The sequence below is a fragment of the Streptomyces sp. NPDC047515 genome, from assembly GCF_040643055.1.
Classification (GTDB): Bacteria; Actinomycetota; Actinomycetes; order Streptomycetales; family Streptomycetaceae; genus Streptomyces.
Genome location: NZ_JBEYTM010000022.1, coordinates 1 through 20,765, shown reverse-complemented (window position 1 = coordinate 20,765; position 20,765 = coordinate 1). Strand labels below are relative to the sequence as shown.

General features: G+C 70.7%; 19 protein-coding genes and 1 tRNA gene. 10 read left to right on the top strand and 10 right to left on the bottom strand.

What is annotated here, in order from left to right; all coding sequences use genetic code 11:
* Positions 1–13: 13 nt before the first annotated feature.
* The 4 genes from ABZ826_RS19610 to ABZ826_RS19595 form a co-directional block, all read right to left on the bottom strand.
* Positions 14–463 carry a copper chaperone PCu(A)C gene (locus ABZ826_RS19610; RefSeq protein WP_361449432.1) on the bottom strand — a complete coding sequence of 150 codons (450 nt, stop codon included), beginning with the start codon at positions 461–463 and terminating at the stop codon, positions 14–16.
* Positions 460–1,113, bottom strand: coding sequence for an SCO family protein (locus ABZ826_RS19605; RefSeq protein WP_361449429.1), 654 nt, complete (start codon positions 1,111–1,113; stop codon positions 460–462). The genes ABZ826_RS19610 and ABZ826_RS19605 overlap by 4 nt, the downstream gene beginning before the upstream one ends.
* Positions 1,114–1,159: 46 nt before the next feature.
* Complete coding sequence (locus tag ABZ826_RS19600) at positions 1,160–1,906, bottom strand: YcnI family protein (RefSeq protein ID WP_361449427.1); 747 nt, start codon at positions 1,904–1,906, stop codon at positions 1,160–1,162.
* Between the two features lie 165 nt (positions 1,907–2,071).
* Positions 2,072–2,875 carry a hypothetical protein gene (locus ABZ826_RS19595; protein ID WP_361449424.1) on the bottom strand — a complete coding sequence of 268 codons (804 nt, stop codon included), beginning with the start codon at positions 2,873–2,875 and terminating at the stop codon, positions 2,072–2,074.
* Positions 2,876–3,157: 282 nt separating this feature from the next.
* On the opposite strand from ABZ826_RS19595, the gene ABZ826_RS19590 reads away from it, so the two are divergent.
* Entirely contained in the window at positions 3,158–3,685 is a 528-nt protein-coding gene (locus tag ABZ826_RS19590; protein WP_361449421.1) for an ATP-binding protein, read from the top strand.
* Between the two features lie 48 nt (positions 3,686–3,733).
* Here the strand turns inward: ABZ826_RS19590 and ABZ826_RS19585 are convergent, their stop codons facing one another.
* A complete protein-coding gene (locus ABZ826_RS19585) occupies positions 3,734–5,197 on the bottom strand; it encodes an aminopeptidase P family protein (protein ID WP_361449418.1) in 1,464 nt (487 codons plus the stop codon).
* Positions 5,198–5,377: 180 nt separating this feature from the next.
* A complete protein-coding gene (locus ABZ826_RS19580; protein ID WP_361449415.1) occupies positions 5,378–6,748 on the bottom strand; it encodes a PP2C family protein-serine/threonine phosphatase in 1,371 nt (456 codons plus the stop codon).
* Positions 6,749–7,370: 622 nt separating this feature from the next.
* On the opposite strand from ABZ826_RS19580, the gene ABZ826_RS19575 reads away from it, so the two are divergent.
* Complete coding sequence (locus ABZ826_RS19575; RefSeq protein WP_361449412.1) at positions 7,371–8,093, top strand: bifunctional DNA primase/polymerase; 723 nt, start codon at positions 7,371–7,373, stop codon at positions 8,091–8,093.
* Positions 8,094–8,994: 901 nt separating this feature from the next.
* On the opposite strand, the gene ABZ826_RS19570 is transcribed toward ABZ826_RS19575, so the two are convergent.
* The 3 genes from ABZ826_RS19570 to ABZ826_RS19560 form a co-directional block, all read right to left on the bottom strand.
* On the bottom strand, positions 8,995–9,960 hold the full coding sequence (locus tag ABZ826_RS19570; protein ID WP_361449409.1) for a DUF5926 family protein: 966 nt from the start codon (positions 9,958–9,960) through the stop codon (positions 8,995–8,997).
* 297 nt (positions 9,961–10,257) lie between these two features.
* Positions 10,258–10,839 carry an ATP-binding protein gene (locus ABZ826_RS19565; protein ID WP_361449406.1) on the bottom strand — a complete coding sequence of 194 codons (582 nt, stop codon included), beginning with the start codon at positions 10,837–10,839 and terminating at the stop codon, positions 10,258–10,260.
* Between the two features lie 140 nt (positions 10,840–10,979).
* Complete coding sequence (locus ABZ826_RS19560) at positions 10,980–11,789, bottom strand: glycerophosphodiester phosphodiesterase (protein WP_361449661.1); 810 nt, start codon at positions 11,787–11,789, stop codon at positions 10,980–10,982.
* Between the two features lie 383 nt (positions 11,790–12,172).
* Here ABZ826_RS19560 and ABZ826_RS19555 point away from each other — a divergent pair, with 383 nt between their 5' ends.
* Positions 12,173–13,666, top strand: a complete 1,494-nt coding sequence (locus ABZ826_RS19555; protein WP_361449403.1) for a trypsin-like peptidase domain-containing protein — start codon at positions 12,173–12,175, stop codon at positions 13,664–13,666.
* Between the two features lie 50 nt (positions 13,667–13,716).
* Positions 13,717–13,806: transfer RNA gene (locus ABZ826_RS19550), tRNA-Ser, on the top strand.
* Between the two features lie 260 nt (positions 13,807–14,066).
* On the opposite strand, the gene ABZ826_RS19545 is transcribed toward ABZ826_RS19550, so the two are convergent.
* Positions 14,067–14,951 (bottom strand): bifunctional DNA primase/polymerase, encoded by an 885-nt coding sequence (locus ABZ826_RS19545; RefSeq protein ID WP_361449400.1) that lies wholly within the window; start codon positions 14,949–14,951, stop codon positions 14,067–14,069.
* Positions 14,952–15,284: 333 nt separating this feature from the next.
* Between ABZ826_RS19545 and ABZ826_RS19540 the strand changes: the two genes are divergently transcribed.
* The 6 genes from ABZ826_RS19540 (at position 15,285) to ABZ826_RS19515 (ending at position 20,647) form a co-directional block, all read left to right on the top strand.
* A complete protein-coding gene (locus ABZ826_RS19540) occupies positions 15,285–15,596 on the top strand; it encodes a hypothetical protein (protein ID WP_361449397.1) in 312 nt (103 codons plus the stop codon).
* A 316-nt stretch (positions 15,597–15,912) separates the two neighbouring features.
* On the top strand, positions 15,913–17,100 hold the full coding sequence (locus ABZ826_RS19535) for an acyl-CoA dehydrogenase family protein (protein WP_361449394.1): 1,188 nt from the start codon (positions 15,913–15,915) through the stop codon (positions 17,098–17,100).
* Positions 17,097–18,056 carry an OB-fold domain-containing protein gene (locus ABZ826_RS19530; protein ID WP_361449391.1) on the top strand — a complete coding sequence of 320 codons (960 nt, stop codon included), beginning with the start codon at positions 17,097–17,099 and terminating at the stop codon, positions 18,054–18,056. The genes ABZ826_RS19535 and ABZ826_RS19530 overlap by 4 nt, the downstream gene beginning before the upstream one ends.
* Before the next feature lies 1 nt (position 18,057).
* Positions 18,058–19,092: an acyl-CoA dehydrogenase family protein gene (locus ABZ826_RS19525; RefSeq protein WP_361449388.1), complete on the top strand. Its 1,035-nt coding sequence runs from the start codon at positions 18,058–18,060 to the stop codon at positions 19,090–19,092.
* Positions 19,089–19,484, top strand: a complete 396-nt coding sequence (locus ABZ826_RS19520) for a MaoC family dehydratase (RefSeq protein ID WP_361449385.1) — start codon at positions 19,089–19,091, stop codon at positions 19,482–19,484. The genes ABZ826_RS19525 and ABZ826_RS19520 overlap by 4 nt, the downstream gene beginning before the upstream one ends.
* Entirely contained in the window at positions 19,481–20,647 is a 1,167-nt protein-coding gene (locus ABZ826_RS19515; RefSeq protein ID WP_361449382.1) for a lipid-transfer protein, read from the top strand. The genes ABZ826_RS19520 and ABZ826_RS19515 overlap by 4 nt, the downstream gene beginning before the upstream one ends.
* The last annotated feature ends 118 nt before the right edge of the window (positions 20,648–20,765 follow it).

The following is a 20,765-nucleotide window of genomic DNA, read 5'->3' as shown; positions in this document are numbered from 1 at the left end:
GCGAGTCAGTCCCTCACTGCTTCTTCGGGTTGTAGGTGGTCTCCTTCACGGGGAGGTCGACCTTTATCGGGTCGGCCTTCTCGAAGTGCAGCTCCACGGGCACCTTCTCGCCCTGCTTGGGCTGCTGCTTGAGCTTCATGAACATGATGTGGTTCCCGCCGCGTTCCAGATCCAGTTCGCCGTCCGCGGGGACCTCGAAGGACGACACCATGCGCATCGTCTGGTTCTTCGACTCGTGGATCGTGACGTTGTCGGAGAGGGGGCTGGTGACCGAGGTGAGCCGGTCGGACGTGCCGCCGCTGTTCCGTACGACGAGGAAGCCGGCCGCCATGTCACTGACGGGCTGCGGCATGAACGCACCTGTCACCTTCAGTACGGGCTCGCTGCCCGAGGAGGAGCAACCCGCCAGCGTCAGCCCGGTGGTGAGGGCGACGACGCCGGCGAGCGCGGTGCGGCGGTTCACGGAGTCTCCCCCTTGATGATCTTGGGGAGGTCCTTGGTGTAGTCGTCCGGCGAGGTGTCCTCGCTGTACACGAGGTACCCCTTGTCGGTCTTCGGGGAGAACGCGATGACCTGGGATCCGTGCATCGAGACGACCGTGCCGTCCTTCTCCTTCTTCGGTGCGTCGATGCCGATGCCGATCTGGCGTGCGCCCGCCTGGATGGTGGGGAAGTCGCCTGTGAGGCCGATGAAGGAGGGGTCCTGGGACTTGAGCCAGGTGCCCAGCGAGGACGGGGTGTCCCGCTCGGGGTCGGTGGTCACGAAGACGACCCGGAGCTTGTCCTGGTCGGCCTTGGGCAGGGACTTCTTGGCGATGGCGATGTTGCTCATGATGAGCGGGCAGACGTCGGGGCAGTTGGTGTAGCCGAAGTAGATCAGCGTCGGCTTGCCCTTGGTCTGCTCGCGGAGGTCGTACTTCTTGCCGTGGGTGTCGGTGAGGACGAGATCGGGCTTGGTGAACGGCTGGTCGAGTACCGTCGCGGCCTTGGTCTTGGCCTCGACGGACACATCGGCGATCGGCTTCTTCGCGCTGTCGTCGCTGCTGCCGCAGGCGGACAGCGAGAGCGAGGCCGCGGCGACGAGCGCCGCGGCCAGCACAGTCTTCTTACGCATGGAGCACTGGTTCCTGGTGGGTCGGTGGGACGGGTGGGGCTGTGGTTCAGGCAGTGCGACGGCGGCCGGCGAGGATGCCGAAGGCCACTCCGGCGATGCCGACGACGATGCCGACGATGCCGAGAACGCGGGCCGTGGTGTCACTGTCGGACGTGTCCGACGCGGCCGTCGTCTGCTTGTCCGCTGCCTGTGCGGTGGCGTCGGCACCGGACTTGTCGGTGCTGCCCGCGCCGTGCTCGCCGTCGGCCGCCGCGGTCAGCTTGAGGACCGGTGCCGGGTTCTCGGGCTCGGCAGCACCGTCCTTCGGCTCCTCGATCCAGCGGACGACCTCCTTGTTGTCGTACGTCTGGATGGCCTTGAAGACCAGCTGGTCGGCGTTCTCGGGGAGCTGCCCGATGGAGAGCGGGAACTGCTGGAAGTTGCCCGGACGGATGCCGAGGTCGTTCTTGTCGCCCTTGGCGGTCCAGGTGACCTTGGAGACGGCCTCGTTGATCTTCTCGCCGTGCATTTCGAGCGGCTTGGCCAGCTTGCTCTTGGTGACCTCGATGTCCCAGCCGGGCACGGCCTGCGGCATGACGGAGGCCAGCGGGTGGTCGGTCGGGAAGTTGACCTCGACCTTGGTCGTCGAGGCGTTGGCGCGCTCGTTGGGGACCTTGAAGTTGACGGTGGCGTAACCGCCCTTGGCGGCCTCGCCCTGGGGCTGCACGCTGACATGCGCGGAGGCGGTGCCGGCGAGGATCAGCACGGTGGACGCGGCGATGCCGCCGGCGAGGGCGATGCGGGAAACGTTCATGACAGGGATCACTCCACGGAAGCACGAAGGAAAGGTGGTCCGGCGCGCGGGTGCGCGGCGGCATCGCGACACCTCTGCCTCACTGTGGCGTGCGTACGCCGACTCGGACGGCACCGGTCGGTTCCGGGCGTCGAGTCGGGCATGCATCGAGTGGCGGGTGTCGCGTCAGGCTGCGAGCGCGTACGCCGGGGGCGGCCCGCGCCTGATCACCATGTGCTGCAACGGGTCCCCGTCGGCGGGGACCGGGGCGTCGGCCCCGGTGCGCGGGATGCGCGGCCCGGTCGTCGGACCCCCGGGCAGGCCGGCGCGCAAGGCGTTCACCAGTGAGAGTGCGGCGCGCAGCGCGCGCAGCCGGGCTCCGGCCGCGAGCTGCTGGACGCCGTGCGCGGACAGCCGTGCGAGCCGGAACAGCGCGATCTCGCCGCGCCGCAGCAGCCAGCCGGTGGCCGCGGCGGCCAGCAGATGGCCGAGCAGCATGGGCAGACCGGGCAGCAGACCGGCGAGGCCGACGGGATCCGCGCCGGCCGCGGACGCCATGTGCTGGTGGCCACCGGCCGTCACCGACGTCGGGTCGATGCCCGCGGTGGTGACGATGCGGCGGGCCTCGGCGGCGTTCAACTGCGCGGGTCCCATGCCGCACACAAGGCTCGCCGCGAACCGGATCAGCGGGTCGTCGCCCGTCGTCGTGCCGGTCGGCGTGGCATGCGCACCCACGCCGAAGAGGGTGTGCAGGGCGATCTGTCCGCCGGCCAGCGCGGCCGCGATGGACGGCAGTGAGCGCTCGCGTCCGGCGAGCGGTGCCGCCACCGCGAAGACCCCGAGGAATCCGGCGAGCAGGGTCCACCAGGGGACGGCCGCGCAGGAAGCCAGGGAGTGACCTGCCGCGGACAGCGCGACACAGACCGCGGTGAACACCGCGGCCCTCAGGAGCCGTAGACCGGCTCCGGCGCGTGCGACAGGCATAGACATGGCGGGGCCATCATCGCACCGCACCCCCGGCTTGGGTACGGCAGGTCCGGAAGGTCGGCTTCCGTCCGATTGGACGCGGTCCGCCTCTGCGCGGCCGGGTCCGGGCGACCCGTGGGGAGACCGGCGGAGAGATCGCCGGGCCACGGCCGGGTCCGGCATACACGGGAAGTACGGCGTGCGGGTATCCGCCGAATGAGCGGTCTCACATCCGGTCCGTGCTTACGAAGGGGCCCGCGCGGCAATACGTATCGGTATGTCGAGCCGCAGCCAGGAGGCTGGAGCATGAGCATCTGGTGGTCCCTCCATTTGCGGCGCGAGGCTGCGAGCGTTCCGCTCGCCCGTCGTTTCCTGCTGGGAGCCATGGAGACCGCGGGCGTGGACCCGGACATCTCCTTCGACCTGTCGGTCGCGCTCGGCGAGGCCTGTGCGAACGCCGTTGAACACGGTGGCGACCACAGGGGCCAGGGCGAACAGCGCGTCGGCCGCGATCCGTGGGACGTATGGGACGAGTTGCCCGGGACGGCCTCCGGTGAGTACCGGGTCACCGCCTATCTGGACGGCGAGAAGTGCCGTATCGAAGTCACCGACTCGGGGCCCGGTTTCCCCGCCCGGCGCACGTTGCGCACGTCGACGCCGCAGCACGAGCCCCAGCAGTACCCGCCGCTCGGTGCGGAGAACGGCCGGGGGCTCTGCCTCATCGAACAGCTCGCCGATCACGTCCACTTCGGCAACCGCCCCGGCCGCGGCGCCGTGGTGAGCTTCGACAAGATCCTGAAATGGCGGAAGGGCGCCCTGCTCATGGCGTCGTGAGCGGGGCGCCCTTCGGCGTGCCGGAGGCCCGTCGCCGGACCTTCCGGATCAGCCCTTGAGCCGAGCCATCCACGCCTCGACCTCGTCGGCCCGGCGCGGCAGCTTGTCGGAGAGGTTCCGGTTGCCGTCCTCGGTGACCAGGATGTCGTCCTCGATCCGGACGCCGATGCCCCGGTACTCCTCGGGGACGGTCAGGTCGTCGGTCTGGAAGTACAGACCCGGCTCGACCGTGAGGCAGACGCCGGGCTCCAGCGTTCCGTTGACGTACGTCTCGGTGCGAGCGGCGGCGCAGTCGTGGACGTCCATGCCGAGCATGTGGCCGGTGCCGTGCAGCGTCCAGCGGCGCTGGAGGCCGAGCTCCAGGACCTTGTCCACGGACAGGTCGCCGAGCAGGCCCCACTCGACGAGCTTCTCCGTGAGCACGCGCTGCGCCGCGTCGTGGAAGTCGCGGTAGTCGGCGCCGGGCTTGACGGCCGCGATGCCCGCTTCCTGGGCCTCGTACACCGCGTCGTAGATCTTCCGCTGCAGCGGCGTGAACGTGCCGTTGATCGGAAGGGTGCGTGTCACGTCGGCGGTGTAGAGGTCATTGGTCTCCACACCGGCGTCGAGGAGCAGCAGCTCACCGGAGCGCACCGCCCCGTCGTTGCGCACCCAGTGCAGGGTGGTGGCGTGCGGACCGGCCGCGCAGATCGAGCCGTAGCCGATGTCGTTGCCCTCGATGCGGGCACGGAGGAAGAAGGTGCCCTCGATGTAGCGCTCGCTGGTCGCCTCGGCCTTGTCGAGGACCTTCACGACGTCCTCGAAGCCGCGTGCGGTGGCATCGCAGGCCTTCTCCAGCTCGGCGATCTCGAAGGCGTCCTTGACCAGCCGGGCCTCGGAGAGGTGGACGCGCAGCTCCTCGTCGCGCTCCGCGGTGACCTTGTCGGTCAGCGCGGCGTCGATGCCGGCGTCGTGGCCGCGGACGTTGCGCACCGGGCCGGTGGCCTCGGCCAGCGCGGCCGGGAGCTCGCGCACGTCCTTCGCCGGGATGCCCAGCAGCTGCTCGGCCTCGGCGAGGGAGTGGCGGCGGCCGACCCACAGCTCGCCCTGGCCGTCGAGCCAGAACTCGCCGTTCTCGCGGTTGGAGCGCGGCAGCAGGTGGATGGTCGCCTGGTGCCCGTCCCGCGTCGGCTCCAGGACGAGGACACCGTCCTGGGTCTGGTCGCCGGTGAGGTACGCGTACTCGGTGGAGGCGCGGAAGGCGTACTCGGTGTCATTGGAGCGGGTCTTCAGGTTGCCCGCGGGGATGACCAGACGCTCACCGGGGAAGCGCGCGGAGAGCACGGCGCGGCGGGCGGCGGTGTGTGCGGCCTGGGCGATCGGTTCGAGGCCGTGCAGCTCGGTATCGGCCCAACCGGACTTCATGTTCGCGGCGAGTTCATCGGAGACGCCCGGGTACAGGCCGTTCTTCCGCTGCTTGACCGTTTCTTCTGCCTCGGTCTCCGGGTTCTCCGGGGTGAGCTCCTCAGCCACGACTTGTCTCTCCTTGATACGACACTGGACCTCGTCCATCGTACGGGCGTACGGAAGGGGGCACAGGGCCGGAAGACCTGTTACATGACCGGGCCGGGGCGATCCGCACGACCAGGCCGGGGCAGGTGGCGCGACGCGGCCGGTGCGGGCGGCGCGGCTCAGAGGCCGCCCGACAGGCTCTCAGTCGAAGCGCGCGGCCAGAACGACGACGTCCTCCGTGTCGCCGCCCTGGTCGAGTCCGTCAGGCAGCACGGTCCGCAGCACGTGGTCGGCGACGGCCCCGGCGTCGTCGCGCAGCGCCTTCGGTACGCACGCGGCCGCCGAGTGGAGCCGTGCGAAAGCCCGGTCCGTCGAGTCGCCGGTGCGGCGCAGCAGCCCGTCGGTGTAGAGGAGCACGGTCTCGCCGGGCGCCGGGGTGATCTCCACGCTGGGCGCCTCCCAGCAGGCGAGCATGCCCAGCGGCGCGGAGACCGAGGTCTCGACGAACTGGGTGCGCCGGTCGCCGATCACGAGCGGCGGGGTGTGACCGGCGCCGGCCAGCAGGATCTTGTGGCGGGCGGGTTCGCAGTAGGCGAACAGGGCGGTCGCGGAACGGGCGGGTTCGGTCAGCCGCAGCAGCAGTTCCAGATCCGAGAGCACGGCGACCGGATCCTCGCCCTCCATCACCGCGTACGCCCGCAGACCGGCACGCAGCCGGCCCATGGCGGCCAGTGCGCTTGGTCCGGAGCCGTTCACCGAGCCTACGGCGAGACCGAGCGTGCCTTCCGGCAGGGCCAGCGCGTCGTACCAGTCGCCACCGCCCTGGGGCGCCGCGCGGTGGCGTGCGGCCAACTGGACGCCGGCGACCCGGGGAAGCCGGCTGGGCAGCAGTTCCTCGGTGACGGTGGCGACATCCGCCCTGGCCCGCTCCAGTTCCAGCAGTCTGGCCAGGTGCTCGCCGGCGAATCCGGCGTAGAGGCCGACGAGATGGCGCCGGCGTTCCAGCGGCTCGGCCGGCTCGTCGTACAGCCAGACGGCGGCGCCGAGCCTGCCGGTCGCCTCGGCGCTGATCGGCAGGGTGTAGCTGGCGGCGTATCCGAGCCGGGCGGCGACCTCGCGGCGACGGGGGTCCAGGCTGGTGTCGCCGAGCAGATCGGGGGTGGTCTGCGCTCCTTCGGCGTCCGGGAGGCCTTCCAGGATCCGGCCGTAGGAGGTGGCCCGGCGCGGGATCGTTTCGATGTGCCCGAGCTCGGCGTGGGCGAGTCCGAGACCGACGGTGCTGACGGGGCCGCGACGGTCGGACGGTTCGAAGATGACCAGACCGCGGCGGGCACCGACCAGGGCCGCTCCGGCGCTCAGCAGTTCGTGCAGCGCGTCGTCGAGCACGCTGGTTCTGGCGAGCCGCTCGGTGAGTTCGTGCAGGGTGGTGAGGTCGGAGACCCAGCCGGCCAGCCGGTCCTGGATGAACGCTCCGGGGGCGGCCGGTACTTCGGACAGAGTTCCGGCAGTGTGAGCTGAAACAGGAACCATGGGATCGATTCCGGCCACTTTCGGCAGGTGCGGGGCGCTCATGACAGTCGGCTTTCCCACCGGTGCGATTCGTCGAACAGCATCGCAAACCCCCATGTCATTCTGCGCCGCTATCAGTGCATCCACGTGTACACGTAGCATCCACATGTACACGCACAAGTAAGGCGATGTCCAGCATTGTCCCTGCGGGAATTGTGGTGTCCAAGGAACTGCAAAGTTGGCCAAAAAACGCCCCCAGTGGCGGTTATTTGCGGTCGACTGGGTGTGCTCGACAGGGGGTGTTCTCCGGGTGAAGTCCCGGAGGGAGCGTCATTTCGGGCATGCTGGGTACGTAATCGATGATGACCAGGGGCAGTTCTGATCGCCCCGGAACCTGGCAGTGGGCCCAGGCGTCCTCTCCTGTGACGGCTACGCCCCCACCCCCGAGTGGCGGGGCTTGCACCTTGAGACGGTCGGCGCGATACGTGCGCTGCTCCTCGCCATGCTTGTGTCCGGACCCGCCTCGCCCCTGCTCGACCCGGCTCAGCTCATGCTCGGTACCGACGACCCACCCGTACCGCGACCCTGAAGAGCATGTACGCACAGTGAAGATGTATACACATGGCGTGACACGCACGTGGTGTGATGTGGACCCTCGGCGTTCAACGGAAAGGAACGAGCGCTCATGCGCGAGATCCTCGGAAGGCGACGCAGGCTCCGGCTCCGGCGCAGGACAAGGCCCGCTCAGCTCGACGCGGTCCTGACCTGTGCCACCGCATGGCAGTGGCCCGTGCTCCCCGGAGTGGGACTTGAGGCGGCCGGTGGTCGCGGTGACCGTGGCCGTGGCTGTGCCTGCCCCGATCCCGAGTGCGTCGTTCCCGGCGCACACCCCTTCGATCCCGGTCTCCTCGCGGCGACCACCGACGAGCGCATGGTGCGCTGGTGGTGGACCAATCGGCCGACCGCTCCGATCGTGCTGGCCACCGGCGGGCGCGCCCCGTGCGCGCTGAGTCTGCCGGCCATGGCGGGCGCCCGGGCGCTGGTCGAGCTGGACCGGATGGCAACGCGGCTCGGCCCCGTGGTGGCGACGCCGACCCGGTGGTCGCTGCTGGTGGCCCCCTACACCCTCGAACGGCTCGGTGAGCTGCTGCACGCCCAGGACCGGGTGCCCAGTTCGCTGCGTTTCCACGGTGAGGGCGGCTATCTCGTCCTTCCGCCGTCCGAGGTGGGGGCGGGGCAGGTGCGCTGGGAACGGGCTCCCGCACCGGACCCCGGTCGGGGCCCGAACAGGGGAGGCCCCGTCCCCGGACCGGCCGCGCCGTGGCTGCCGGATGTGGGAGCGGTGCTCGACGCACTGGTCGAGGCGAGCAACAGCGCGCCGGGCGGCGGCAGTCGGCTCGCCTACTGACAGGTGGTCGGTTCACGCGTCCGGGCGTGAGTCGGCCCGGGTTCCCGGAGCGGGGACGCACGGCAGCGGGACGTTCGTATTCCGTCGAGATCTCCGTCGAGATCTCCGGCGGGGCATCCAGCCGGCATTCGGCGGAGCATCAGGGATTCGGGCGAGGTCGTCAGGTCCCGAAGGCGCCGACGGGTATTGCCGCGCGATTCTCCGCATGATCGACGTCGCGGGCGGTCACGGCGTGACGGTGTGCCGGCGTGCGCCGGATCCGGTTTCGTTCCCGCTCCTCTCCCGCCCGCTCTCGCGGTACTTCTTCCGGTCCCGGCTTCGGCCGTTCGATGCAAAGTCTGCCGCTGCAAAGTCCGCCGGCGAAGGCCTTTCTGATGGACCTTCCGAAAGTCTCTCGTAGAGTTTTTCGAAGGTCTATTCGAATTACTTCGCCCAGTGATATTCGTGCGGGAGACCCGGCGGTCGGGAGCTGCCCGGAGTCTGTCCGAGGTCTGTCCGAGACGGGTCGTTCCGGTGGAGGTCACGGCGCGTCGGGTGGAAGGGACGCCGCCGCCGAGGAGGACGCTTCGCCAACCCAGGCCCTGTCGTGCCGTGTTGGCGATGGTGTGCGGGTCCGAGGAGGCGGGAGCGGCTGGAGCGGGAGGGGACCGGCGGCGGGGAATGTGTGCCGAAGAGGGGTCCGTGCGCCGGCTCGTGCGCTGCGTCGCGCGCTGTGCGCCGTACCCGGAAATGAGGATGCCCGATCGCTGGCGACGGGGGATGCACCAGCGACCGGGCTTCTAGAACGGTAACAAGAGATCTGCCGTTCGCAAATTCGATCTCGCATATTCGGACAGCGATTTACCCGTCAGTACGGCGAGTTGTGACGCGAGTCACGGAATGGCTCCGGGAATCGTCACTGTCAGCTGAGCGTCACTTGGCGGTTGGTGAGCCCGCCGCGGCCCCGCCGCTCCTCCGCGGTGAGCGGCGTGTCCGAGGCGAGCGCCGCGGCCAGCCGCTCCGCGAGCTCGGCCGCGGGCTTCTCGCACTCCGCCGCCCCCATCGCACTCGGCAGGTCCCAGACCGGGACCATGAGCCCGTGCGCCCGGAAGGAGCCGACCAGCCGTGTTCCCTCGCCCAGCGAGGAGGTGCCGGCGGCGTGCAGCCGGGCGAGCGCGTCCAGGAGCTGCTCCTCGGGGTGCGGCATGACCCACCGCAGGTGGTTCTTCTCCGGGGTCTCGCACCAGTACGCGGCGTCCACACCGGACAGCCGCGTCGTCGGGAGCGCCGCCTCGTTCGCGCGCTCCAGGGAGGCGGACACCTCGGGCGTGGCGTTCTCCGCGTCCGGAACCCAGAACTCGAACCCGGAGTGGACAACGGGCTCGAACGCGGCGTCGGGATCGAGCACGTCCTGCAGCCGCGGACCGTCGGCCGGTACGCGCCGGGCGGCCACGGGTGAGCCGGGCTCGGCGGCCAGCGCCCGCTGGAGGATGTCCGCGAGGTCACGGCTGAGGTCGCCGGAAGGGGTGTCGTTCTGCAGGGCGAGGAGCACCGAGCCGTCGTCCCGACGGAGAGCCGGCCAGGCCATCGGCAGGACGGTCGCGAGGGTCACGGAGGGGACGCCCTCGGGCAGCCCGCCCTTCAGCGCCAGCTCCACTGTGGCGGCGGGCACCAGTTCGCGCAGGGCGACCCAGTCGCACTCCCCGGCCAGCCCCTCGAAGGGGCGGTGGACGAGCTCGGTCACCGCCTGGGCGGCGGCGCGGCCGTGGCACGCCTTGTAGCGGCGGCCCGAACCGCACGGGCAGGGCTCACGAGCCCCGACCACCGGGATCTCGCCATCCTTGAGCTGCTGCTTCCCGGCCTTGGTCTGAGGGCGCTTCTTGGCCATGGTGGGCTTTCTCCCGATTGCGACAGTGCGGTCTGGCCCGCGAGCCTAGCGGCCCGTGTCGCGTCCGGGACACACGCGCCCGCGCGCCTGGCGGTACGGGGATGCGGAACTTCGGCGCTCACGTCCCGTCCACGGTGCGTACGTCCGGTCCGTGGCGCGTACGTCCCGTCCACCGGCACATGTCGTCCGTCCGCCGGCGCGTATCCGCGCGTCGGTACGGGAGCCGGCACGGGTGCGCGTACCGCCCGGGTGTTCGTACCTGCCGTGGTGGCGGAGATCCGCTCCCGCGCGGGAACGTCAGCCCACGTCTTCGAAGGTGTCCGCGAAGCCCAGACCGTCGCGCCCCGAGGTCCTCGGCACACCCGGCGCACTCGGTCCACCTGACACGCCCGGCCCACCGGACGCGCCTGACACGCTCGGTATCCCGGAGATCCGGCCGTGTCCCTCGCTGACGAGGACCCAGACGGTGACCTCGCCGGACGAGCTGTCGCGCACGCCCCATTCCTCGGCGAGCGCGCTGATGATGTTGAGTCCGCGGCCGCCGCGCGCCGTCACCGAGGGGGTGGCCGGAATGGGGCGGGTCGGACCGCCACCGTCCGTCACTTCGACGGTCAGCCCACCGGTTCTGTCCACGCGCCACGCGGCGCGGATGTCGCCGTCACCCACATTCGTGTGTCTTCCCAGCGGCCTGCCGTGCCGGCAGGCGTTGCTGAGCAGTTCGGAAAGGATCAATACAGCATCGTCGACGACCGAATCCGGCACCCCGTGGCTGCGCAAGTGCTCGCGCATCCGGTGCCGCGCCTGACCCACGCCCGCAGGGCCATGGGGTACGGCCATGCTCGACGACGTGGGCACTTCCTGTGCCACCACCAACGCCACCCCCGAGACCTCCTTTGCCCCACGCCACGGAGTGGATGCCCTCCCGGACTGGACCGGAAACCGGCCAAACGCCCGCCAGTGACGCACTCGTAACGATCGAATACGGTTCGAATGCGCCGGTGTACTCCGTGTAACTGATGTTAAGAGCGTCCCAGTTGTGACAGAACCTGTTTCGGGCGGTTCGTAATGATTGCCTCGACGCCGAGGTCGATGCAGAGCTCGACGTCCTCCGGTTCGTCGACCGTCCAGACGTGCGCGCGGTGTCCCGCACGGTGCAGGCGTTCGATGTAGCCGGGGTGACTGCGTACGATCCGCATCCCCGGCCCGGCGATGCGCGCCCCGGCCGGCAGTCGCCCGTCACGCAGGCGCGGCGAGACGAACTGCATCAGGTACACGGTGGGCAGGGTGGGGGACGCGGTCTGGACGCGGTGCAGGGACCGCGCCGAGAAGCTCATGATCCGTACCGGTGACGGGCCGTCGGCCGGCGGGGCGTCGAGCTCGAAACGCTTCAGCAGATGCAGCAGCCGTTCCTCGACCTGGCCCGCCCAGCGGGTGGGGTGCTTGGTCTCGATCGCCAGCTGGAGCGGGCGCCCGGCGGCCCGCGTCTCGGTGACCAGTTCGAGCAACCGTTCGAGGGTGAGTACGGAGGTGAGCTCTCCCGGCACCGGATCCCAGTCCGGGGACTCCGACTCCTCGCGGTCCTTCCAGGAGCCGAAGTCGAGGGCGGCGAGCTCGGAGAGCTCCAGCGCGGAGACGGCGCCACGCCCGTTGGAGGTGCGATTCACCCGGCGATCGTGCACGCAGACGAGGTGGCCGTCGGCGGTGAGCCGTACATCGCACTCCAGGGCGTCGGCGCCGTCCTCGATCGCCTTCCGGTATGCGGCCAGGGTGTGCTCGGGGGCGTCGTCGGAGGCGCCTCGGTGGGCAACGACCTGGATGGGATGGTGCATGGATTGCTGCCGTGCATGGGTCACTGCGTCATGGTGACACCGAGAGGCGACAGCTGTGTACAGCATGGGCAGCGGGCGACCGCGCCCTGCTCCGTACAGTACGGCGAGGCCGTGCGCGCCTCGCACCACGGCTTGCACCACGGCTTGCACCACGGCTCGCACCACGGCTCGCACCACGGCTCGCACTACGCCTTGTGCCGCCGCCGTGCGCGCCTCGCGCCACGCCATGTGCCGGGAGACCGTTTTGCCGGATGTAAAGATTGGTGTGCGGATGCACAGGTCCTGCTTACAGTGGCCTGACGTGCCTTGGGAAAAGCTGTCCCATGACACGTACACAGCGGATCTCTTGCCGAAGATGATGTGGAACCGAGGAGTAAAGAGCTGTGAGCACAGAGAACGAGGGCAACGAGGGCACTTCGGCCGAGGCCGTTCCGCCCGTTCCGTCCGCACCTCCAGTGCCGGCCGATGCTCCTCAAGGGCCGTCCGGGAGCACACCCGCGCCCCCGCCCGCCCCGGCGCACTCGCAGGGGCCGGACACGGAAGCCGCGCAGCAGCCGTTCCCTCCGACGGGGGAACCGGCCGCGACCTCTCCCATGCCTTCCGTTCCGGGCACTCCTCCCCCCGGGGTCCCGTCGGCCGCCGAGGCCAACTGGCCCCCGCCCCCTCCCACCGTCCCCGCGTACGCGCACCACGGCGCGGGCGGCGGCGGCCCGGTCTGGGGTGCCCCGGACCAGCTCCACTCGCCCGAAGGCGCGCGCAAGCGCGGCATGGGCGGCGGCCTGGTGGCCGCGGTGGCGGTGGCGGCGCTGATCGCGGGCAGTATCGGCGGCGCCCTCGGGTACTGGGCGGCCGACCGGAACGGCACCTCCGGCGGCTCGACCACGGTCGCGGCGTCGGCCAACCCGCATGACCTCAAGCGCGACCCCAGCACGGTCGCGGGCGTGGCGGCCAAGGCGCTGCCCAGCGTGGTGACCATCGACGCGCAGGCCGGTGACGGCGAGGGCGGTACGGGCACCGGCTTCGTGTACGACAAGGAAGGCCACATCCTCACCAACAACCACGTGGTGGCTTCCGCAGCGGACAACGGCCAGCTCACGGCGACGTTCTCCGACGGCAAGAAGTACGACGCCGAGGTGGTCGGCCGGGCGCAGGGCTACGACGTCGCCGTCCTGAAGCTGAAGAACCCGCCGTCGGGGCTCGCCCCGCTGGCCCTCGGCAACTCGGAACAGGTCGCGGTCGGCGATTCGACGATCGCGATCGGCGCCCCGTTCGGTCTTTCCAACACGGTGACCACGGGCATCATCAGCGCCAAGAACCGACCGGTCGCCTCCGGCGACGGTTCCGGCGGCAGCAACTCGTACATGAGCGCCCTGCAGACCGACGCCTCGATCAACCCGGGCAACTCCGGTGGACCGCTGCTCGATTCGCGTGGCGCGGTCATCGGGATCAACTCGGCCATCCAGTCGACCGGCAGCGGGATGGGCCAGACCCAGGCGGGCTCCATCGGCCTCGGCTTCGCCATCCCGATCAACCAGGCGACGAACGTCGCCCAGCAGCTGATCAAAACTGGTCAGCCGGTCTACCCGGTGATCGGCGCGACGGTCACGATGGACGAGAAGACCGGCGGCGCGGTCATCTCCGACCAGGGCACGGGAGGCACGGCGGCCGTGGCGAAGGACGGCCCCGCGGCCAGGGCGGGCCTCAGGGCGGGCGACGTCATCACGAAGTTCAACGACACCGTGATCGACAGTGGCCCGACCCTGATCGGCGAGATCTGGACCCACCAGCCCGGCGATCAGGTGACGCTGACGTACAAGCGCAACGGTCGGACGGCGACCGCCGAAGTCACCCTGGGGGAGCGCAAGGGCGACAGCTGACCGGCTAGGCTGTCCTCTCGTCAACCTCGGTCCGTGGGCCGAGGGAGCGGGGTGGGTTGCCCGAGCGGCCTAAGGGAACGGTCTTGAAAACCGTCGTGGCAGCGATGTCACCGTGGGTTCAAATCCCACACCCACCGCCAGGTCAGAGAATGTGCTGATCACAAGGGGTGTCCTGTATCAGGGACACCCCTTCGTCATGCGGCCTGCCTCGCTCTGAGCCGCCCATGTGCCGCCATGGATCAACGGGTGTGGACCAGGTGCGGGCCACGGTCCGTGAGCGCAGCCTCCGCCGAGCCGGAGGTTCGCGTGCGTTCGACTTCGAGGCGGCCCGCTCACTCGCGCCGCGGCCGGTGACCGCCGAGGCTCCATGTCTCGGTCACCGCTCCGGCAGCCGGTCCAGTCAGCACGCGGTCCCGTCGTTCGTCCGGCCGGTCGTGAGGCGGGCCGCCGAGGCGATGGTGGCTCGGGCTTCGCGTTCGGTGAGCCCGGTGCGGACGGCGGCGCGGGCGAGGGCGTCCGCGAGGGCTTCGCCGAAGCCGTGTTCGTAGGCGCGGCAGGCTGCCCAGAAGAGCCGTGTGTTGCGCTGGCCCTCGCGTGCCGCGAGGACGAACTGGACCAGCCCCCGGCCCCGGTCGGGGGGAGCTGTGGGGCGGCGAGGGCGTGCGGGGGGCCTGAGCAGGAGCAGGAGTGCGCGGGGGCAGGGAGCCGGCGGGAGGCCGGCGGTGCCGGGGGCGAGCCGGTACGTGCCGCGGGCGGTGACCGAGCCGGGGCCCACCAGGTAGCCCCCGGCGCCGCGGACGTCGATGCCGGGGGCGAGGCGGCTCGCGGAGTTCGGTACCGGGACGCCTGGCGGGCCGGTCAGCCAGATGTGGCGGCCGCCGCTGGGGGTGAGGACCGTGACGGTCGGCGGAATGGTGAATAGGTGGTGCAGGGCAATCTGCTGGAGGGAGGCGGCGGAGTCGTGGCGACCGGTGGTGTCGATGTCCAGGTCGATGCCGATGAGGTGGTGCGGGGGCCGGCCGCAGGCGATCCCGTAGCCGGTGGCCCACGGGGCGGCGGCGAAGAGGGCGCGTACGGCGGCGGGGTCGGTGGTGGCGTCGTGGACCCCGTGGCCGGGCCGGCCACAGGCGCCGCGGCAGGCGACCGGCCGGGCCTCGTTCCGGTGCGGGGAGGGCAGGGCGGGGAGCTTGCCGCCGGTGAGCGGGATGACGGGGAGACCGCGCTCTGCGGCGGAGAGCGCGTGGGCGAGGGCCAGGGCGGCGGTCTGCCGGTCGGTGATGGCCATGACTTCATTTTCGTACGAATGTTCGAAGATGGGAAGGGGTGCGGCCGGGGGTGGGCCGGGTGTCGGAACGTTCCTCCTCCCGGGTGGTGCGGATCGGGTGGGCCGGAGGGCGTGGAGTGGGGCAGGAGGGGGTGCGGGAGGGGGCGGGCTGGGGCTTTGGGGGGCGTGAAGGGGTTTATCAGGTGATCCTCATGCTTGCGGGGGAATCGGATCGCCTGGGTGGTTCGCCGGGGATTCGGTGGGCAACTCTGGTGTCGCGACGTCGTGACCAACCGGGGCGGTCGGCCAACTGGCCCGGAACAAGCCGTACTTTCGGTTCCTGGAGGAATTGACATGGCAAGCATCCGTACCGCTCGTGCCCTCGCCGCTGTTGCAGCCCTGCCTCTCGCCGCCGCGCTCTTCGGCGGCGTGGCCCAGGCCGACAACGGCTCGTTCGCGAACGACGGATCGAACGCGGCCGTCGCGACGGTCGCCGGCAGCGGCGTCGGTGGCAACAACTCCGGCATTTCGTCAACGCAGCAGCAGCAAGCCGTCGGTTCCGGGGCGTCGAACCGGAGCACCTCCGCGCAGGTGAACGGATCGGCGTTCACCGTGATCGATCAGCACAGCGAGACCGTCGTGGTGAACTTCACCAAGCTCTGGTGAGCCGGGCCGGTCATGGGCCGGTCGGGGGGTCGGACCACGGCTGACTGAGTAACAGCGGCCTGCGCGAGGGTACTTCGGTGCCTTCACGCAGGCCGCTTCGTGTTGCCCCGGCGGTCGCGGTCGGAAGCCTGGCGGAAGCCGCACCTGGGGCCGCACCGGGGACCGTGCCGGAAGCCGGGTGGGACCGTGCCGGAAGTCGTACCGGGGATCGTGCCGGAAGCCGCGTCCCGGGTGTCATCGACCTTGACAGCGCACACGTATCTGACGGACAGTCAGAAATCCTGATCCGTACGCCCGTGTCCGGGAGGCAGCCGCCGTGCACCTCGCCCAGACGGAACGTCAGCGACAGCTGCGCGCCGAACTCCGCACGTACTTCGGCAAGGTGATGCCCAGGAGGGACACGGGGCCGGGGCCCGGATCCGAAGGCCTATCCGAGGACCTGGCCGAGCAGCGCCGGCTGTTGCGCCGGATAGGCGCCGACGGGATGCTCGGACTCGGCTGGCCCGTGGAGTACGGCGGTCAGGGCCGCGGACCCGACGAGCAGTTCGTCTTCTTCGACGAGGCCTACCGGGCGGGGGCGCCCGTCTCGATGGTCACCCTCAACACCGTTGGGCCGACCCTGATGAAGTACGGGACCGATGAGCAGAAGGCGTACTTCCTGCCCCGGATCCTCAGCGGCGACCTCGTCTTCGCCATCGGCTACAGCGAGCCGGAGGCCGGCACCGACCTCGCGGCGCTGCGTACCCGGGCGGTTCGGGACGGCGACTCCTGGCTGATCGACGGGCAGAAGATCTTCACCAGCAACGCGCAGAACGCGGACTGGATCTGGCTCGCCTGCCGCACGGACCCGGACGCGCCGAAGCACCGGGGCATCTCGATCATTCTGGTCCCGACGGATGCCCCGGGGTTCGCCTGGACGCCGATCGAGACCGTGGGCGGGCTGACCACGACGTCCACCTACTACGACGGAATCCGAGTGCCCCTCACCCATCTGGTCGGTGCGGAGAACGGCGGTTGGGGGCTGATCACCAACCAGCTGAACCATGAACGGGTGGCTCTCGCCGCGATCGGTATGCAGGCGGAGGATTTCTACGAGGCGGCACTCGACTTCGCCCGCACCCCCGATCCGATAACGGGCCGGCGTCCCGCCGACGAGCCGTGGGTGCGGGCCCGGCTGGCCGAGGCGTACGCCCGGCTGGCGGCGACGCGCCTGCTCAACTGGCGCCTGGTGGGGGAGGTCGGCGCGGGTTCGCTGGCCCCCGGCGAGGCGAGCGGCGTGAAGTTCGCGGGGACCGAGAGCGCCGTCGAGGTCTACCGGATCTGCCAGGAAATCGTGGGGGAGGCCGGCACGGTCCGGGGCGGTTCGCCCGGTTGCTTCGGGGACGGGGAACTGGAACGGATGAACAGGGCGGCGCAGATCAACACCTTTGGGGGCGGAGTGAGCGAGGTGCAGCGGGAGATCGTCGCGACGATGCGGCTCGGCATGAAGAGGGGCGCGCGGTGACGGGCACGCGGGACGGGCAGGAGGAACCGGGCGAGCGGGACCGGTTGTACGAGCGGCTCAAGGAGTTCGAGGGGCGGGCCGCCGCGACCGCCGGCGTCGGCAAGGACCCGGTCAACGAGCCGATGATCAGACACTGGTGCGAGGCGATGGGGGACACCGACCCCGCCTACACGGGGCCGGAGGCGATTGCTCCGCCGACGATGCTGCAGGCGTGGACGATGGGCGGACTGTCGGGCCACACCGACCGCTCCCAGGCGTACGAGGAACTGTTCGGTCTGCTCGACGGCGCCGGATACACCTCGGTGGTGGCGACCGACTGCGAGCAGGAGTATCTGCGGCCGTTGCGGCCCGGCGACCGGATCACGTTCGACGCGGTGATCGAGTCGGTCTCGGAGCGCAAGACGACCAAGCTGGGGACGGGCTACTTCGTGACGACGCGCATGGACGTCCGCGCGGCGGAGGAGCTCGCCGGGACACACCGCTTCCGGATCCTCAAGTACGCCCCCGCCGGGGCGAAGCGCGCGGCGCGCCGCGACGGCCGGAGCCTGCGCCCGAGGCCGGTGATCAACCGGGACAACGCCGGGTTCTGGCAGGGCGTCGCCGAGCACAGGCTGCTGATCCAGCGGTGCGGCGCGTGCGCGACGCTGCGCTTCCCCTGGCTGCCCGGCTGCAATGCGTGCGGCTGCCGGGAATGGGACACGGTCGAGGCGAGCGGCGAGGGAACCGTCTTCAGCCATGTCGTGATGCATCACCCGCCCTTCCCCGCCTTCGGCGCCCATGAGGAGGGCGGGCCGTACGCGGTGGCGCTGATAGAGCTGGCCGAGGGCGTGCGGATGGTCAGCAATGTGATCGGTGTGCCGTACGACAAGGTACGGACGGGGATGCCGGTGCGGCTGGAATTCCTCCGCACGGACCCGGAGTTGGAACTTCCGGTCTTCCGGGGAGACGAGGGCTGACATGGACTTCGCACCCACCGAGGAGCAGGCGGCGGCACAGGGGCTGGCGGCACGGATCTTCGGGGATCTGTCGACGCACGAGCGCCTGGCCGCGGCGGGCACGGGCACGGACGCCGAGCTGTGGAAGGAGCTCTGTGCGACCGGACTGACCGCCGCCGTCGAGGAGATCGGGCTCCTGGGCCTGGTACTTCTGCTGGAGGAGCAGGGTCGGACGACGGCGCAGGTGCCGTTCGCGACGAGCTGTGTCCACGGTCTGCTCGCCGTCGCCGGGCACGGTACGGACGAGCAGCGGGAGCGGCTGTTGCCCCCGCTGCGGGACGGCACGGCCGTCGCCACCGGGGCGTTCCCGGCGCGTGGCGGGCTGTGGAGGGACGATGAGGAGCGGCTCAGCGGCAGCGTGCCGTACGTGCCGTGGCTGCGGGACGCGGACCTCGTCCTCGTCGCGGACGGGGACCGGACGCTGTGGATCGTACGGACCGACGGCCCGGGGGTGGCGACCGAACCGGTGGAGACCACGGCTCCGTGGTCGGCGGCGCGGCTCGTGCTGGACCGGGCACCCGGGGAGCGGCTCGGCGGCGCCGGGGTGTACGAGGCGGTGCTGGCGGCGGGCCGGACCGCGTTCGCCGGCCTGCAGGCCGGGGTGTGCGCCGGATCGCTGGCCCGCGCCGTCGTCCATACGAACACCCGCGAGCAGTTCGGGCGCCCGCTCTCCACCAAACAGGCGGTGCTGTTGCGTGCCGCCGACGCCCATATGGACACGGAGGCGATCCGGGTCACCGCGTACGAGGCCGCCTGGCGCCATGACGCGGGACTGCCGTACGGGCCGCAGGCGCTGACCGCCGCCTGGTGGGCGTCGGAGGCGGGCAAGCGAGTGGTGCACGCGGGACAGCATCTGCACGGCGGAACGGGCGCGGACCTCGACCACCCCGTACACCGCCACTTCCTCTGGGGCCGTCAGCTCGACGCCCATCTGGGCTGCGGCAGCGAAGTGCTTCAGGAACTCGGCCAGTCGCTGGTGAAGGAGGGATCGGAGTGAAGGTCGGTGAGGAGCTGGCGCCGCTGGAGATCGCGGTGACCCGCACCCTGATCGTGGCGGGTGCCCTCGCCTCCCGCGACTACCAGGACGTGCACCATGACGCGGAGCTCGCCCGGGAGAAGGGGTCCCCGGACATCTTCATGAACATCCTGACGACCAACGGCCTGGTCGGCAGGTACGTGACCGACCGGCTCGGCCCGTCGGCCGTGCTCCGCAGGGTCGCCATCAGGCTGGGCGCGCCCAATTACCCCGGGGACACCATGGTCCTGAGCGGCACGGTCACCGCCCTCGGGGACGATGGGACGGCCGAGGTGGAGGTCGTCGGGACCAACGCTCTCGGCAGGCATGTCACCGGCACCGTGACCGTCGGCGTTCCTCGGGGGGCGGTATGAGCCTGCGCAGGGCCGACTCGCTCGGCGGCAGGGCGGCGGTCGTGGGGATCGGGGCGACCGAGTTCTCCAAGGACTCGGGGCGCAGCGAACTCGAACTGGCCGTCGAGGCGGTACGGGCCGCCCTGGACGACGCGGGGCTGACCCCGTCCGATGTCGACGGCCTGGTCACGTTCACCATGGACACCAGCCCCGAGATCACCGTCGCCCAGGCGGCCGGCATCGGTGAGCTGACGTTCTTCTCCCGCGTCCACTACGGAGGCGGCGCGGCCTGCGCCACCGTCCAGCAGGCGGCGCTGGCCGTGGCGAGCGGGGTGGCCGACGTCGTGGTCTGCTACCGGGCGTTCAACGAGCGCTCCGGGCGCAGGTTCGGCTCCGGGGTGCAGCAGCGGGAGCCCACGGCCGAGGGCACGGCGCTCGGCTGGAACCTCCCCTTCGGGCTGCTCACGCCGGCCTCCTGGGTCGCCATGGCCGCCCAGCGCTATCTGCACACCCACGGGCTGACGCCGGACGTCTTCGGCCATGTCGCGGTCACCGGCCGGCGCCATGCCGCCCGTAACCCGGCGGCGTACTTCTACGGGAAGCCGATCACCCTGGCCGACCACGGCGCCTCGCGGTGGATCGTCGAACCCCTGCGGCTGCTCGACTGCTGTCAGGAGACCGACGGCGGGCAGGCGATCGTCGTCACCAGCACGGAGCGGGCCCGGGATCTGCCGCAGCCGCCCGCCGTGATCGTGGCCGCCGCTCAGGGGGCCGGACGGGCACAGGAGCAGATGACCAGCTTCTACCGGGACGATCTGACCGGCCTGCCGGAGATGGGGGTGGTCGCCCGGCAGCTGTGGCGGAACTCCGGCCTCTCCCCCGCCGACGTCGATGTGGCCATCCTCTACGACCACTTCACGCCGTTCGTCCTGATGCAGCTGGAGGAGTTCGGCTTCTGTGCGCCGGGGGAGGCCGCCGACTTCGTCGCGTCCGGCGCGCTGCCCCTGAACACGCACGGTGGCCAGCTGGGGGAGGCGTATCTGCACGGGATGAACGGCATCGCGGAGGCGGTCCGGCAGATCCGGGGCACGTCGGTGAACCAGCTGTCCGGGGCGGCCAGAACGCTGGTCACGGCAGGTACCGGCGTACCCACCTCGGGTCTGATACTGGGCGTGGCCGACTGAGAGCCTGTCGGGCGGCCTTCGATCGGACAGCGGACGCGGTCTGGTGCGTGCGATTCCAAGGCGCCGGGATGTCCTCGGATGGGGTCTCCCTTGCTCGAACGAAGCTGAGAGCTCGGGG